The sequence below is a fragment of the Enterobacter cloacae complex sp. IR5384 genome (genome assembly GCF_049237265.1).
Lineage (GTDB): Bacteria > Pseudomonadota > Gammaproteobacteria > Enterobacterales > Enterobacteriaceae > Enterobacter > Enterobacter cloacae.
The window spans coordinates 23,431-38,180 of the sequence record NZ_JBMKHJ010000004.1; the positions used below are offsets into that span (position 1 = coordinate 23,431).

Here is a 14,750-nt window from a genome sequence, read left to right on the forward strand (position 1 = left end):
TAATTAAAAAAAATATTTCCGTTCTGAATAAGTCCTAGGAAATAATATTCATAAACAAAATAGTATTAACCGTTTGATCTACACAAAACCGTCCACTTTTGTTACATTTTTTTTCTAACAGGCTCTGCTGGGATACTTAAAATAGGCTGTCTGCCATATCGTCAACACAGCAGGCTGAGCGTATCAGTAACGGTATAACTGGAGAAAAAATGGCTAAGCGTACATGGCTGCTTCTGGGTGTAGTAATGTCTCTTGCGAGCGCGGCTTCGGCAGCCCCGCAAACGGCGTCAGCATCTGGCGGCATCAAAGCTTATGAAGAACAAGAGTTCATTGCTGATTTCACGAAGTTCAAAATTGGCGACACGGCTCCGGCGCTGTATCAAACCCCTGAATACACCATCAAACAGTATCAACTGCGTAACCTCCCGGCGCCGGATGCGGGTACGCACTGGACCTATATGGGCGAGAACTATGTCCTGATCGGTAATGCCGACGGTAAGATCTATAAAGCCTATAACGGAGATATCTTCTATCATCGCTGATACCGTCCATATTCGGCCGTGGCAGGAGAGCGATCGTCCTTTCCTGCGCACCCTTTACCTGCATGCCCGCCGCGAGGCGTGGCCGTGGCTGAACGGTGCAGAATGGCAACTCGAAGATTTTGACGAGGCAACCCGAGACGAAGTGATTTGGGTTGCTGTACAGAACGGCCATCGTGTGGGCTTTGCGTCAGTCTGGACGAATGATAACTTTCTGCACAATCTGTTCGTTGATCCGCAGTATCAGAGCCTGGGCGTAGGTCGTTTGCTGCTGGAACAGGTACAAAAAACGTTTACCAGTACGGGGGCGTTAAAGTGCCTGGTGAGAAACGAACGGGCTATCGCGTTTTATCAGCGTCATGGCTGGCACATCGAGGCAACGGGGGATTCTCCGGAGGGAGAGTACTATCTGATGCATTACCGATTGCGTTAATGTCGGGTGGCGGCTTCGCCTTACCCGACCTACATGATGGTGCCATTTGTAGGCCGGGTAAGCGAAGCGCCACCCGGCACTCAAGCGCAGAAGAATTACACCGCGCGGAAGGCGATTTCGCCAGGAATGACTTCACCCTGCCAGTAAAGCTGCGCCGCAACGCGCCCCGCCAGCTGACGGTACAACTCCGCAAACTCACTGTCCGGGCGGTTGATGACCGTCGGTTTCCCGCTATCCAGATCTTCACGCAGCGTGATGTGCAGCGGCATCTGTCCCAGCAGCTGGGTGTGGTACTGCGCCGCCAGTTTTTCTGCACCGCCGGTGCCGAAGATAGGCTCGTGATGACCACAGTTGCTGCAGATGTGCATGCTCATGTTCTCGACGATACCGAGCACAGGCACCTCGACTTTCTCAAACATCACGATGCCTTTTTTGGCGTCGATCAGCGCGATATCCTGCGGCGTAGTGACGACAACTGCCCCGGTGACGGGGATGTTCTGCGCCAGCGTCAGCTGGATATCACCAGTACCCGGCGGCATATCCAGCACCAGATAATCCAGATCCGGCCACAGGGTCTCCTGCAGCATCTGCATCAGCGCTTTGCTGGCCATTGGACCACGCCAGACCATCGCATTGTCATCAGTCACCAGATAACCGATGGAATTCGTTGCCAGACCGTGCGCCATGATTGGCGCCATGTGGGTTCCATCCGGCGAGGTTGGACGCTGGTTTTCTGCGCCCAGCATGTTGGGAATTGACGGCCCGTAGATATCCGCATCCAGAATACCGACCTTCGCCCCTTCCGCCGCCAGCGCGAGCGCCAGGTTGACGGCGGTAGACGATTTCCCCACCCCGCCCTTGCCAGAGCTGACGGCGATGATGTTTTTCACACCGTTAACGCCGGGCTGGTTTTTCACCCGCTTGAGGGTGGCGATACTGTGGCTCAGCTTCCAGTCAATCGCTTTTGCACCGGTAATGCGCAGCAGCTCTGAGCTGGTTTGCTCTTTCAGCGCGTCGAAGGCGCTGGTCCAGACGAACGGCATCTGCAGCTCAATGTGCAGCGTATCGTCCAGCCATGCGACATGGTGCAACGCTTTCAGCGTAGTGAGATTGTGCTTCAGGGTTGGATGCTGAAAGTTAGCCAGCGTCCCGGCGACCATTGCTCGTAAGGCTTCCGGTGATTTGGCCTGGGATTGCGAACTCATCCCGACTCCTTTGTTCTTGTGAATAAGACCTTAGATGAACAAGTTTACCTGAAAGGCCGTGGTTTGTGCTTACTTAATAATGCCCCTTTTGGTAATATCAAAAACCCTTTTCACAGTTAAAAGAAGTAATGCCTACTATGACTCAAGTCGCGAAAAAAATTCTGGTAACGTGCGCACTGCCGTACGCCAACGGCTCAATCCACCTCGGCCACATGCTGGAGCATATCCAGGCTGATGTCTGGGTCCGTTACCAGCGAATGCGCGGCCACGAGGTTAACTTCATCTGCGCGGACGATGCCCACGGCACGCCGATCATGCTGAAAGCCCAGCAGCTGGGAGTTTCCCCGGAGCAGATGATTGCCGAAATGAGTCAGGAGCATCAGACCGATTTTGCTGGCTTTGACATCAGCTATGACAACTACCACTCCACGCACAGCGAGGAGAACCGAGAGCTGTCAACGCTTATCTACACCCGTCTGAAAGAGAACGGTTTTATTAAAAACCGCACTATCTCTCAGCTGTACGATCCGGAAAAAGGCATGTTCCTGCCGGACCGTTTCGTCAAAGGCACCTGCCCGAAATGTAAATCACCGGATCAGTACGGCGATAACTGCGAAGTGTGCGGCGCTACCTATAGCCCGACAGAGCTGATCGACCCGAAATCGGTGGTCTCCGGCGCCACGCCTGTGATGCGTGACTCCGAGCACTTCTTCTTCGACCTGCCATCCTTTAGCGAAATGCTGCAGGCGTGGACCCGCAGCGGCGCGTTGCAGGAGCAGGTAGCGAACAAAATGCAGGAGTGGTTCGAATCCGGCCTGCAGCAGTGGGATATTTCCCGCGATGCGCCCTACTTTGGTTTCGAAATTCCAAATGCACCGGGCAAATATTTCTACGTCTGGCTGGACGCGCCAATCGGCTACATGGGCTCCTTCAAGAACCTGTGCGACAAGCGTGGCGACACCGTCAGCTTCGAGGAATACTGGAAGAAAGATTCCACCGCCGAGCTGTATCACTTCATCGGCAAAGACATCGTTTACTTCCACAGCCTGTTCTGGCCGGCAATGCTGGAAGGCAGCAACTTCCGCAAGCCAACCAACCTGTTTGTTCACGGCTACGTGACGGTGAACGGCGCGAAGATGTCCAAATCGCGTGGGACGTTTATCAAAGCCAGCACCTGGCTGAACCACTTTGATGCGGACAGCCTGCGTTATTATTACGCGGCGAAGCTCTCTTCCCGCATCGACGATATCGACCTGAACCTGGAAGATTTCGTGCAGCGCGTGAACGCGGACATCGTGAACAAGGTGGTGAACCTGGCGTCCCGAAACGCGGGCTTTATCGCCAAGCGTTTTGACGGCGTGCTTTCTGCCGAGCTGGCCGATCCTGAGCTGTATAAAACCTTCACCGATGCCGCCGCTGCGATTGGCGAAGCCTGGGAAAGCCGTGAATTCGGTAAAGCAATTCGTGAAATCATGGCGCTGGCCGATGTTGCCAACCGCTATGTGGACGAGCAGGCCCCGTGGGTTGTCGCGAAACAGGAAGGCCGCGACGCTGACCTGCAGGCGATCTGCACCATGGGTCTGAACATGTTCCGCGTGCTGATGACCTGGCTGAAGCCTGTACTGCCGCAGCTGGCAGCGCGTGCAGAAGCATTCCTGAACACCGAACTAAGCTGGGATGCAATCCAGCAACCGCTGCTCGGCCACAAGGTGAATACCTTCAAGGCGCTCTACAATCGCATCGAAATGAAACAGGTTGAAGCCCTGGTGGAAGCCTCGAAAGAAGAGGTGAAAGCAGCTGCCGCACCGGTGACCGGCCCGCTGGCAGACGATCCGATTCAGGAGACCATCACCTTTGACGATTTCGCTAAAGTTGACCTGCGCGTGGCGCTGATTGAAAACGCGGAATTCGTGGAAGGCTCTGACAAGCTGCTGCGCCTGACGCTGGATCTGGGCGGTGAGAAGCGTAACGTCTTCTCCGGCATCCGTTCTGCCTATCCTGATCCGCAGGTACTGATTGGCCGTCAGACCGTCATGGTCGCAAACCTGGCACCGCGTAAAATGCGCTTCGGCATCTCTGAGGGGATGGTGATGGCCGCAGGCCCTGGCGGGAAAGATATCTTCCTGTTAAGCCCTGACGAAGGCGCGAAGCCGGGTCAGCAGGTGAAATAACAAAAAAAGCCGGAGATTATCTCCGGCTTTTTTTGTTCTCCCTCTCGCACAGGGAGAGGGCCGGGATGAGGGCATCAGGCCGCACCCATTCCGCAATCACGCCTTCGTATTATGCACCCGGTGGGTCAGCCCGCGCAGGAAATTACGCAGAAACTGGTCGCCGCACTCGCGGTAATTTTTGTGGCCCGGCGCACGCATCATGGCGGTCACTTCCGGCACGGATACGCGGTATTTTTGCTCCGTCATGATCGCCACAATATCATCCGTTTTCAGCGAGAACGCGATACGCAGCTTTTTCAGCACCGTGTTGTTGTCCACCCGACGCTCCAGCGCCAGTTCAGGTGCAGAATCATCTTTGCCACGCTTATCGTAGATCAGACCGTTCAGGAAGCCTGACAGGATAATGTCAGGGCAGCGAACAAACCCCTCTTCGTCCTCTTTGGTCATCCAGGTGTCAAAACCAGCAGAGGTGGATTCCATGGCAGACAGCGCAAGAATGCGCACCATGTCGTTGTTGTTTGCTTTCAGGGTGTAGCGCAGGCTACGAAGAATATCATTACTAAGCATGAGTGCCTTTAACTGTCGATGATGCAATGGCGCGCAGTGTACCAGTTTTACAGCCCAATCGCCTCTTTCAAACTTTTCAGGTAGCGACGACTGACGGGTACCGTTTGACCGGCCCGCAGTACCAGCTCTGCCTGACCGTTATCTTCCAGACGGATCTCTTTCAGGTGCGCCATGTTAACCAGATACTGCCGATGGCAGCGGACAAGCGGCGTGCGGCTCTCCAGCGTGCGCAGCGTCAGCTCGGTGAAGCCTTCATTGCCCTCGGCGCTGGTGACAAACACCCCACTCAGGCGGCTGCTAACAAATGCCACATCATCCATTTGCAGCAGGTAAATCCGGCTATGCCCGGTACACGGGATAAACTTCAGCGGCTGCTGGTTTTCCGGCAGCAGCGTGACGTCCTGTACCGTACGTTCCTGGCGTAAACGCGTCAGGGTCTTTTCGAGCCGCTTCTCTTCAATCGGCTTCAGCAGGTAATCGAACGCGTGTTCTTCAAAGGCCTTCACGGCATATTCGTCAAACGCCGTCAGAAACACGATATACGGGCGATGCTCCGGGTCAAGCATGCCGACCATCTCCAGCCCGCTGATACGGGGCATCTGGATGTCGAGGAATAGCACATCCGGGCGCAGTTTATGCACAGCACCAATGGCTTCAATGGCATTGGCGCACTCTCCCACAATCTCAATGTCACTCTGCTCCTGCAACAGCACGCGCAGGTTTTCCCGTGCCAACGGTTCATCATCGACTATCAGCACTCTTAACATGCGGTCTCCTCCAGCGGCAATCGTAACGTAATACGGGTAAATCGGTCCGGCTCACAGGCCACGGTGATGCCACATCCATCCCCAAAGTGAGCGCGCAGGCGTTTATCCACCAGGCTCATCCCCAGCCCGCCGGAAGCGGACGGGACGTAAAGCCCGGCATTGTCTTCAATATTCAGCACCAGATGATGATTAAAACGGCTGGCAGAAATAGTGATCTCCCCGGTGCCCAGAAGCTGCGATGTCCCGTGTTTAATGGCATTTTCCACAATAGGCTGCAGCGTAAAGGCCGGGAGATGCTGATACGCCAGCTCATCCGGCACGGATAACGACACCTGCAGACGAGACTGGAAGCGCGCCTGCTCAATCTGCAGATAGGCGTTAACATGTTCAATCTCATCGGCCAGGGTCACAATCTCAGACGGCCGTTTCAGGTTCTTGCGGAAAAACGTCGACAGAAACTGCACCAGCTGCGCGGCCTGATCGCTGTCGCGGCGGATCACCGCTTTCAGGGTGTTGAGGGCATTAAACAGGAAATGCGGGTTCACCTGAGCGTGCAGGAGCTTAATCTCCGACTGCGTTAACAGGGCTTTTTGCCGCTCATATTGCCCCGCCAGGATCTGCGCGGAAAGCAGCTGCGCAATCCCCTCCCCCAACGTCCGGTTGATCGAGCTGAACAAGCGGTTCTTCGCTTCGTAGAGCTTAATGGTTCCCATCACCCGCTGGTTTTCCCCCCGCAGCGGAATGACCAGCGTAGAGCCGAGCTTACACTGCGGATGCAGCGAACAGCGGTAAGGCACTTCGTTACCGTCGGCATAGACTACCTCACCGGTCTCTATCGCACGAAGCGTATACGCGGACGAAATCGGTCTGCCAGGAAGGTGGTGATCGTCGCCGGTACCGGTAAAGGCCAGCAGCTTTTCACGATCGGTAATCGCAACGGCACCGATATCCAGCTCCTGATAGAGTACCTGCGCCACCTTCATGCTGTTTTCTTCGTTAAAGCCCTGACGCAGGATCCCCTCGGTTGAAGCGGCGACTTTCAGTGCCGTGGCAGAGAACGCCGAGGTGTATTTCTCAAACATGGCGCGCTTGTCGAGCAGAATGCGCATAAACAGCGCCGCGCCCACGGTGTTGGTGACCATCATCGGGGCGGCAATACTGTTCACCAGATGCAGTGCGTCCTCAAAAGGTCGGGCGATAAGCAGAATGATCGCCATTTGCGCCATTTCGGCCACAAAGGTGATCGCGCCAGCGGTAAGCGGGCTGAAGACTTTATCCGGGCGGCCACGTTTGATCATGTAGCTGTGCACCAGGCCACCAAGCAGCCCTTCCACGATGGTCGAGATCATGCAGCTCAGCGCCGTCATCCCGCCCATGGAATAGCGGTGCAGCCCACCGGTTAAACCGACAAGGCCACCCACAACCGGGCCGCCGAGCAGCCCGCCCATCACCGCGCCGATGGCGCGCGTATTGGCAATCGAGTCTTCAATATGGAGGCCAAAATAGGTCCCCATGATGCAGAAAATGGAGAAGGTCACATAACAGAGGAGCTTGTGCGGCAGGCGGACGGTGACTTGCATCAGCGGGATAAACAGACGCGTCTTACTCATCAACCAGGCGATGACAAGAAACACGCACATCTGCTGAAGCAACAGCAGCACCAGATTAAACTCGTACATACTCAGGAACCGCACCTTCTGAAAACGCGTAACATACACTGAAGGCGCCGAAGTTTCTTTGAAGCAGTCCAAAAAAGCGGTAAATCGTGTCCGTCATCACATCTTTTGCCGAACATAACGGCTGCTTCGCATTATTTGTACAAAAAAAAGGCAATTCTTCCTGGTTCGACAAACTGGGTCTACAGTTAAGCTGGGGACGCGTTAGCCAGGGGGCGAATATGGCGCTTTACACGATCGGTGAAGTGGCACTCCTTTGTGATATCAATCCCGTCACGCTACGGGCTTGGCAGCGACGGTATGGTTTACTCAAACCGCAGCGCACGGACGGTGGTCACCGCCTTTTCAATGATGCCGACATCGATCGGATCCGCGAGATCAAAAGCTGGATAGATAACGGTGTGCAGGTGAGCAAGGTAAAGTCGCTGCTCTGCCATGACGATCCCGATACCCAACACCGCTGGCGCGAACAGCAGGAAACCCTGCTCCGGCTTCTGCAGGCGGGCAACGTTCAACGTCTGCGCGCGTGGATCAAAGAGCAAGGCCGCGATTATCCGGCGCAAACCTTAATCAACCATCTTTTCATCCCGCTTCGTCGACGGCTGCAATGCCAGCACTCTACCCTGCAGGCGCTGCTGAGTATGCTCGACGGGGTGCTGATCAATTATATCGCCGTCTGTCTTGCCTCGGCGCGAAACAAGGGCGGAAAAGACGCGCTGGTTGTTGGCTGGAACGTGCACGATACCACGCGGCTGTGGCTCGAAGCCTGGATCGCCACCCAGCAGGGCTGGCGCGTGGAGGTGCTGGCGCATTCGCTGGCTCAGCTACGGCCCGAATTCTTCGACGGCCAGACTCTGCTGGTCTGGTGCGGGGAAGTGCCCACCGCCTCGCAGCAACAGCGGCTGACGGAATGGCGGGAGCACGGTTATCCGGTTTACGCCCTAGGCCCCGACGAAACGTAACGGCATTTAATGGTTCATTAACAGCTGCGCTTCACCGTATAATTGTTCCGTTAACAACAGGAGCAGATGATGAAGGCAACCAAACTGGCCGTAATTACCCTTTTTGTACTGATGGCCGTAAGCGGCATCGGCGGCGTGATGCTGGCCGGGTACTCATTTATTGTTCGTGGCGGTGTCGGCTGAGAAGCCGGGCCAGTCGTTCAAACAGGCGATCGATAACGATGGCCGCCAGCGCGACCAGTACCGCACCCTGAACGATATAGGCCGTATTAAACCCGCTTAAGCCGATAATGATCGGCGTTCCCAGCGTATTGGCCCCCACCGTAGACGCGATGGTCGCCGTGCCGATGTTAATAATCACCGACGTACGGATCCCCGCGATAATCACCGGTGCCGCAAGCGGCAGCTCAACCTTGCACAGCCGCTGACCGCTGCTCATGCCCATCCCTTCGGCCACGCTCAGTACCGATGCCGGTACCGACGCAATGCCCGCCAGCGTCCCCTGAAGAACAGGCAACACGCCGTAAAGGACCAGCGCAATGATAGCCGGTTGCTGACCAAACCCGATCACCGGCACCGCAATCGCCAGTACCGCCACCGGCGGAAATGTCTGTCCGATAGCCGCAATCGTCTCTACCAGCGGGCGAAACTCTCTCCCCCAGGGCCGGGTGACCGCAATCCCCGCCCCCACGCCCAGCACCACGGCAATCGCGCTGGAGAGCGCCACCAGCCACAGGTGCGCCAGGGCAAGATTGATAAAACTCTCCTGCTGATAGACGGGGCGCGGCAGGCCGGGAAAAAGCGAGCTGAACAGCGCCCCACTGTGTGGCATCAGAAACAGCAGTGCAACAAAAAGCCCCGTCAGCCAGAGGAGCGGATCACGCATGACCTTCACGCGTCACCTCCCCGGCCAGCAGATCGCGAAAATGCAGGGTGCCACACGGTGCCCCAGCGGCATCCGTAACCGGCAGCACCTCGCACTGGCGCGCCACAAACGCGGAGAGTGCGTCCCGCAGGCTCATCTGTTCTTGTAATGCTTCACCGCCCATCGCCACATCCTGTCGACGCATATAATCGCTGACGGTTCGCAGGGAGAGCAGTCTGACGCCCAGTTCGCTGCGTCCAAAAAACTCGCGCACAAAATCGTTCTGCGGATGGGTCAGCAGTTCAAGCGGCGTGCCCTGCTGGATCACTTCCCCGTGGTCCATCAACACCAGATGATCGGCCAGCCGCAGCGCCTCATCAATATCGTGGGTCACGAGGACGATCGTCCGGCCAAGGATGCGGTGAATGCGGGTCATCTCGGTCTGCAGTGCCCCGCGCGTAACGGGATCGAGCGCGCCAAAAGGCTCATCCATCAGCAATACCTGCGGGTTCGCCGCCAGCGCGCGCGCCACTCCCACACGCTGCTGTTGTCCACCTGAAAGCTGATGCGGATAGCGGCCACGCAGCCCAGGCTCTAACCCCAGCAGCGACATAAGCTCGTCCACCCTCTCGTCACTCTTTGCCCGCGACCATTTTTCCAGCTGCAGCACGGTGGCAATGTTCTGCGCGACCGTCCAGTGGGGAAACAGGCCGATGGACTGGATGGCGTAACCCATGCGACGACGCAGCTCCAGCACCGGCAGACTGCGGATCTCTTCCCCGGCAAAACGTATTACACCGCTGTCGTGCTCCACCAGGCGGTTGATCATCTTCAGCGTGGTGGATTTCCCCGACCCCGAGGTGCCAATCAGTACCGAAAACGCCCCCTCGGCAAAATTCAGGTTCAGGTGACTTGCTGCCGGACGACCGGCAAATGTTTTACTGACATCGTGAAATTCAATCATTGGCTCTTCTCCCGAGCAACGCGAGCCATAAGGCAAACAGCGCATCGATGACGACCGCCAGTGCAATCGTGGGCACCACGCCCAGTAACACCAGATCCAGCGCGCTGCTCAGCAGCCCCTGGAACACCAGCGCGCCAAAACCGCCTGCGCCAATCAGCGCGGCGATAACCGCCATCCCGACGGTCTGGACTGCCACCACCCGCAGGCTGCGCAGCAGCAGGGGCAAGGCGAGCGGCAGCTGGATCTGCCAGAAGCACTGTCGCCGGCTCATCCCCATCGCGTGGGCGCTCTCCAGCACATCCGGCGCGACCTGGCTTAAGCCTGCCACCACGCCACGGACCAGCGGCAGCAGCGCGTACAGTACCAGGGCAATAAGCGCGGGGGTTAATCCGGTTCCGGCGATACCGACCGAGGCTAACGCCGGAAATGACTTCACCAGCCCCGCCAGCGGCGCAATCAGCAGGCCAAACAGGGCCACGGAAGGGATGGTCTGGATCACGTTGAGCACGGCAAAAACCCCGCCCTGGCGGGAGGGATGACGATAACACCACATGCCCAGCGGTACCCCCAGCAGTAACGCCGGGAACAGCGTGCCGAAGAGGATCGTCAGGTGTTGCGCCAGCGCATCATCAAACACCTCCTGACGGTTGGCGTACTCTTTTAACAGCGAGAGATTATTCAGCTCACCGCTGAACAGCAGCAGCAACGGAATACACCAGATCTGGGCATTGAGCACCCAGCGCCAGGCAGACGACGGGATCAGGCGGCGGATCGCATCGCTGCAGGCCAGCAGACACAGCGCCAGCCACAGCCACAGGCCACTGCCCACGGTGGTTCGCGCCAGTGGACTTTCCGCCGAGGTCATGTGCGTGGCGGCAAGCCCGGCACTCCAGAACAAGGTGATGAAGAGACCTTCACTGAGGAGTAACGTCAGCCACTGTGCAACCCGCCCACGGCTGAGCGAGAGCACAACCAGTGCACCCAGCGCCACAACCAGCAGCAGCGGCGTAAACGGCCAGACCTGCCAGAGCGCGCGCCCTTCCCCCGACATCAGGCGGTTTGGCGCCACATTGACAAACGGTAGCGCGACCGCCGCAATGGCCACACAGGCCAACAGCAGCAGTACGCGGTTATGACATTTTATTGGCACAGCCCTGTCCTGTTACTTCACAAGCCCTTGTTGTTTCAGGAAATCGGCGGCCACTTTTTTGGCATCCAGTCCCTCTACGGCAATGCTCGCATTGAGCTGTTGCAGCGTTTTTGCATCCAGTTTTTCAAAGACCGGTTTGAGCCAGTCGGCGATATCCGGGTAGGCTTTTAGCACCGCCTCACGCACCACCGGCGTGGGGGCATAAATAGGCTGAACGCCTTTTGGATCGGTTAAGGTCTGCAGACCAAGCGCCGCGACCGGGCCGTCCGTACCGTAGGCCATCGCCGCATTGACACCGGAGGTCTGCTGCGCCGCCGCCTTGATGGTCACCGCGGTGTCACCGCCCGCGAGCGAGAGCAGCTGTGCCTGGTCAAGCTTGAAGTCGTAGGCTTTTTCGAAAGCAGGCAGCGCGTCCGGACGCTCGATAAACTCCGCCGAGGCCGCAAGCTTGAAGTCGCCCTTCTCTTTCAGATAGCGGCTGAGATCCGCAAGTGACGTCAGTTTGCCTTTCTCCGCCACGTCTTTACGCACCGCGATGGTCCAGGTGTTGTTGGCCGGAGCCGGAGTCAGCCAGACCAGCTTGTTCTGTTCTGCATCGAGTTTTTTGACTTTTTCATACCCGGCTTTGGCGTTTTTCCATGCCGGATCGTTTTCATCTTTGAAGAAAAATGCCCCGTTGCCGGTGTATTCCGGGTAGATATCCAGCTCGCCGGAGGTGATGGCCCCGCGTACCACGGGCGTGGTACCCAGCTGAACTTTATTCACGGTTTTCACGCCGTGGCTTTCCAGCACCTGCAAAATAATATTCCCGAGCAGCGCGCCTTCAGTGTCGATCTTTGAGCCCACTTTTACCGGTTCTGCCGCCTGTAGCGGCAGGCTTAGCGTCGCGAATAACGCCGCAGAAACTACCATCCCCGTTTTAATCGTCATTCCACTATCCTCATTTTTTTGCTGCCTTTTTCAGAGGCTTGAGAGAAAAGCGTAGCTTAAAACGGCGGATTTACCCGGCAAAATGCCTTTTTAGCATAAGGTAAGACGCATCCCCCGGTGAACGGGGGATGCAAAGGAGGGAAAGGTTACAGCAGCTCGAACTCGCCTTTATTGACGCGGGCGGAATCCACACCAATGTAGACATTGAACTTGCCCGGTTCCGCATCGTATTTCATCTGCTGGTTCCAGAACTTCAGGGCATCCACGTCGATCGGGAAGCTGATGGTTTTGGTTTCACCAGGTTTCAGGTTGACCTTCTCAAAGCCGCGCAGCTGTTTCACCGGACGGCTCATGGAGGCGGTCACATCCTGAACATACATCTGGATCACCGTCGCACCTTCACGTTTACCGGTGTTCGTCACGTCAACGCTGGCAGTCACTTTACCGTCACGCTTCAGGCTCGGGGCCGACATTTTCACGTCAGAGACCTTAAAGGTGGTATAGCTCAAACCGTACCCAAACGGATACAGCGGACCGTTCGCTTCATCGAAATAGCGGGAGGTGTACTTGTTTGGCTTATCAGCGTTATACGGACGGCCGGTATTCAGGTGGCTGTAGTACACCGGGATCTGCCCGACAGAGCGCGGGAAGGACATCGGCAGTTTGCCCGACGGGTTGTAATCACCAAACAGCACGTCGGCGATGGCGTTACCCCCTTCCGTACCGGCGAACCAGGTTTCCAGAATAGCATCAGCCTGCTGATCTTCTTTCACCAGCGCCAGTGGACGACCGTTCATCAGCACCAGCACCAGCGGCTTGCCGGTGGCTTTCAGGGCGGCGATCAGATCGCGCTGGCTTTGCGGGATCGTGATGTCCGTTCGGCTGGAGGCTTCGTGTGCCATCCCCTGTGCTTCACCCACCACGGCAACCACCACGTCAGACTGTTTCGCGGCGTTTACCGCTTCGTCAATCATCTCTTTCGGCGAGCGCGGATCCACCTTCACCGCCTCTTCATACTGATTGAGGAAGGTCACGATATCTTTATCATCAGTGACGTTCGCCCCTTTGGCGTACACCACCTTAGCGTTTTCACCGACCGCATTTTTAATACCGGTGAGCACGGTCACGGACTGATCGGCCACGCCCGCAGCAGACCAGCTACCCATCACGTCGCGCTTGCTGTCGGCCAGCGGGCCGACCACCGCAATGGTGCCGGATTTTTTCAGCGGCAGCGTGTCGAGGCGGTTTTTCAGCAGCACCAGGCTTTCACGCGCCACTTCACGGGCCTCTTTACGGTGCAGACGGCTTTCGGCATTGGTGTCCGCCGGGTCTGACTCTTTCGGACCCAGGTGGCTGTATGGATCGTTAAACAGCCCCATGTCATATTTCACGTTCAGCACGTGACGCGTGGCATCGTCCAGCTCCGCCATCGTCACCTTGCCGCTCTTCACCAGCCCCGGCAGGTATTTGCTGTAATATTCGTCGCTCATGCTCATGTTGATGCCGGATTTGAGCGCCACGCGCACCGCATCTTCCGGGTCGGAGGCCGTACCGTGTTTGATGAGCTCTTTAATGGCGCCATGGTCAGAGACGGTGATGCCCTTGAAGCCCCACTGGTCGCGCAGCACGTCTTTCAGCAGCCAGGAGTCAGAGGTGGCAGGCGTGCCGTTGAGCGAGTTCAGGGCGACCATCACCGCGCCGCTACCGGCATCCAGGCCTGCTTTGTACGGCGGCATGTAATCGTTAAACAGGCGCTGCGGGCTCATGTCGACGGTGTTGTACTCTTTACCGCCTTCCACGGCACCATAGGCGGCGAAGTGCTTGACGCTGGTCATGACCGAATAACGATCCGCCGGGCTTTTACCCTGCATCGCTTCCACCATGGTTTTCCCCATCGTGGCGGTCAAATAAGTATCTTCACCAAAGCCCTCTGACGCGCGGCCCCAGCGCGGATCGCGGGAGACGTCAACCATCGGGGCCCAGGTCATGTTCAGGCCGTCGTCTGCGGCTTCATATGCCGAGACGCGCCCGACGGTTTTCACCGCGTCGAGGTTAAAGGAGGAGGCCAGACCGAGGCTGATAGGGAAAACGGTACGCTGTCCGTGTACCACGTCATAGGCGAAGAACAGCGGAATTTTCAGGCGGCTAAGTTCCATCACCTGATCCTGCATTTTGCGGATATCCTGACGGGTCACGGTGTTAAAAATCGCCCCTACCTGGCTCTCTTTAATCATCTCGCGGATCGCCTCTTTCGGGTTATCCGGGCCGACGCTGATAAGACGCAGCTGGCCGATCTTCTCATCGACCGTCATTTTCTTGAGCAATTCCGTGACAAACGCGTCCCGTGCTTCAGGCGTAAGCGGGTGATTGCCAAACAGTTCATCTGCCAGCGCAGGTTGCAGTGCCAGGCTGACGGCGACACCTACAGAACATAGCCATTTCATGTCGTTTTACTCTCTCATCAATTTCCGCCGGAAGATCTCGGCCAGGGCGTGCGAAAAGCGCAGTGTGCCACAAACCC

General features: G+C 57.0%; 14 protein-coding genes. 5 read left to right on the forward strand and 9 right to left on the reverse strand.

The genetic code is table 11. The features are described from left to right. Positions 1 to 209: 209 nt before the first annotated feature. Positions 210 to 542 carry an RcnB family protein gene (locus ACOTX3_RS05005; protein ID WP_127869166.1) on the forward strand — a complete coding sequence of 111 codons (333 nt, stop codon included), beginning with the start codon at positions 210 to 212 and terminating at the stop codon, positions 540 to 542. Further along, positions 487 to 972 (forward strand): GNAT family N-acetyltransferase, encoded by a 486-nt coding sequence (locus ACOTX3_RS05010; RefSeq protein WP_028028119.1) that lies wholly within the window; start codon positions 487 to 489, stop codon positions 970 to 972. Before ACOTX3_RS05005 ends, ACOTX3_RS05010 begins: the two co-directional genes overlap by 56 nt. Positions 973 to 1,067: 95 nt before the next feature. Here ACOTX3_RS05010 and apbC read toward each other — a convergent pair whose 3' ends face one another. After that, positions 1,068 to 2,177 carry an iron-sulfur cluster carrier protein ApbC gene (apbC, locus tag ACOTX3_RS05015; RefSeq protein WP_013097927.1) on the reverse strand — a complete coding sequence of 370 codons (1,110 nt, stop codon included), beginning with the start codon at positions 2,175 to 2,177 and terminating at the stop codon, positions 1,068 to 1,070. Between the two features lie 137 nt (positions 2,178 to 2,314). Between apbC and metG the strand changes: the two genes are divergently transcribed. After that, positions 2,315 to 4,348, forward strand: a complete 2,034-nt coding sequence (gene metG / locus ACOTX3_RS05020; RefSeq protein WP_048971021.1) for a methionine--tRNA ligase — start codon at positions 2,315 to 2,317, stop codon at positions 4,346 to 4,348. 96 nt (positions 4,349 to 4,444) lie between these two features. Here metG and ACOTX3_RS05025 read toward each other — a convergent pair whose 3' ends face one another. Genes ACOTX3_RS05025 through ACOTX3_RS05035 form a run of 3 tightly spaced genes read right to left on the reverse strand, consistent with a single transcriptional unit; the run spans position 4,445 to position 7,361 of the window. Beyond that, a complete protein-coding gene (locus tag ACOTX3_RS05025) occupies positions 4,445 to 4,915 on the reverse strand; it encodes a DUF1456 family protein (protein WP_020690148.1) in 471 nt (156 codons plus the stop codon). A 47-nt stretch (positions 4,916 to 4,962) separates the two neighbouring features. After that, complete coding sequence (gene btsR, locus ACOTX3_RS05030) at positions 4,963 to 5,682, reverse strand: two-component system response regulator BtsR (protein ID WP_014832665.1); 720 nt, start codon at positions 5,680 to 5,682, stop codon at positions 4,963 to 4,965. Then, on the reverse strand, positions 5,676 to 7,361 hold the full coding sequence (locus ACOTX3_RS05035; RefSeq protein ID WP_013097931.1) for a sensor histidine kinase: 1,686 nt from the start codon (positions 7,359 to 7,361) through the stop codon (positions 5,676 to 5,678). The genes btsR and ACOTX3_RS05035 overlap by 7 nt, the downstream gene beginning before the upstream one ends. A gap of 218 nt (positions 7,362 to 7,579) precedes the next feature. Between ACOTX3_RS05035 and mlrA the strand changes: the two genes are divergently transcribed. Beyond that, a complete protein-coding gene (mlrA, locus tag ACOTX3_RS05040; RefSeq protein WP_029881769.1) occupies positions 7,580 to 8,320 on the forward strand; it encodes an HTH-type transcriptional regulator MlrA in 741 nt (246 codons plus the stop codon). Between the two features lie 69 nt (positions 8,321 to 8,389). After that, entirely contained in the window at positions 8,390 to 8,503 is a 114-nt protein-coding gene (locus ACOTX3_RS05045; RefSeq protein WP_010433613.1) for a protein YohO, read from the forward strand. Here the strand turns inward: ACOTX3_RS05045 and ACOTX3_RS05050 are convergent. From ACOTX3_RS05050 to bglX, 5 genes are all read right to left on the reverse strand, one after another. Next, complete coding sequence (locus tag ACOTX3_RS05050) at positions 8,478 to 9,215, reverse strand: ABC transporter permease (RefSeq protein WP_058678812.1); 738 nt, start codon at positions 9,213 to 9,215, stop codon at positions 8,478 to 8,480. The genes ACOTX3_RS05045 and ACOTX3_RS05050 overlap by 26 nt on opposite strands. Beyond that, positions 9,199 to 10,149 carry an ABC transporter ATP-binding protein gene (locus ACOTX3_RS05055; protein ID WP_058651738.1) on the reverse strand — a complete coding sequence of 317 codons (951 nt, stop codon included), beginning with the start codon at positions 10,147 to 10,149 and terminating at the stop codon, positions 9,199 to 9,201. The genes ACOTX3_RS05050 and ACOTX3_RS05055 overlap by 17 nt, the downstream gene beginning before the upstream one ends. Beyond that, the gene (locus ACOTX3_RS05060) at positions 10,142 to 11,299 is read right to left on the reverse strand and encodes an ABC transporter permease (RefSeq protein ID WP_020690143.1); all 1,158 of its coding nucleotides are present in this window, start codon (positions 11,297 to 11,299) and stop codon (positions 10,142 to 10,144) included. The genes ACOTX3_RS05055 and ACOTX3_RS05060 overlap by 8 nt, the downstream gene beginning before the upstream one ends. Before the next feature lie 12 nt (positions 11,300 to 11,311). Continuing rightward, the gene (gene osmF, locus ACOTX3_RS05065) at positions 11,312 to 12,229 is read right to left on the reverse strand and encodes a glycine betaine ABC transporter substrate-binding protein OsmF (RefSeq protein ID WP_058651739.1); all 918 of its coding nucleotides are present in this window, start codon (positions 12,227 to 12,229) and stop codon (positions 11,312 to 11,314) included. A gap of 146 nt (positions 12,230 to 12,375) precedes the next feature. Continuing rightward, entirely contained in the window at positions 12,376 to 14,673 is a 2,298-nt protein-coding gene (gene bglX / locus ACOTX3_RS05070; RefSeq protein ID WP_020690142.1) for a beta-glucosidase BglX, read from the reverse strand. Positions 14,674 to 14,750 lie beyond the last annotated feature (77 nt).

Bases quoted from the DNA above. Each gene is read 5' to 3' on its own strand.
- ACOTX3_RS05005 (WP_127869166.1), top strand. From the start codon at position 210: ATGGCTAAGCGTACATGGCTGCTTCTGGGTGTAGTAATGTCTCTTGCG.
- ACOTX3_RS05010 (WP_028028119.1), top strand. From the start codon at position 487: ATGCCGACGGTAAGATCTATAAAGCCTATAACGGAGATATCTTCTATC.
- apbC (WP_013097927.1), bottom strand. From the start codon at position 2,177: ATGAGTTCGCAATCCCAGGCCAAATCACCGGAAGCCTTACGAGCAATG.
- metG (WP_048971021.1), top strand. From the start codon at position 2,315: ATGACTCAAGTCGCGAAAAAAATTCTGGTAACGTGCGCACTGCCGTAC.
- ACOTX3_RS05025 (WP_020690148.1), bottom strand. From the start codon at position 4,915: ATGCTTAGTAATGATATTCTTCGTAGCCTGCGCTACACCCTGAAAGCA.
- btsR (WP_014832665.1), bottom strand. From the start codon at position 5,682: ATGTTAAGAGTGCTGATAGTCGATGATGAACCGTTGGCACGGGAAAAC.
- ACOTX3_RS05035 (WP_013097931.1), bottom strand. From the start codon at position 7,361: ATGTACGAGTTTAATCTGGTGCTGCTGTTGCTTCAGCAGATGTGCGTG.
- mlrA (WP_029881769.1), top strand. From the start codon at position 7,580: ATGGCGCTTTACACGATCGGTGAAGTGGCACTCCTTTGTGATATCAAT.
- ACOTX3_RS05045 (WP_010433613.1), top strand. From the start codon at position 8,390: ATGAAGGCAACCAAACTGGCCGTAATTACCCTTTTTGTACTGATGGCC.
- ACOTX3_RS05055 (WP_058651738.1), bottom strand. From the start codon at position 10,149: ATGATTGAATTTCACGATGTCAGTAAAACATTTGCCGGTCGTCCGGCA.
- osmF (WP_058651739.1), bottom strand. From the start codon at position 12,229: ATGACGATTAAAACGGGGATGGTAGTTTCTGCGGCGTTATTCGCGACG.
- bglX (WP_020690142.1), bottom strand. From the start codon at position 14,673: ATGAAATGGCTATGTTCTGTAGGTGTCGCCGTCAGCCTGGCACTGCAA.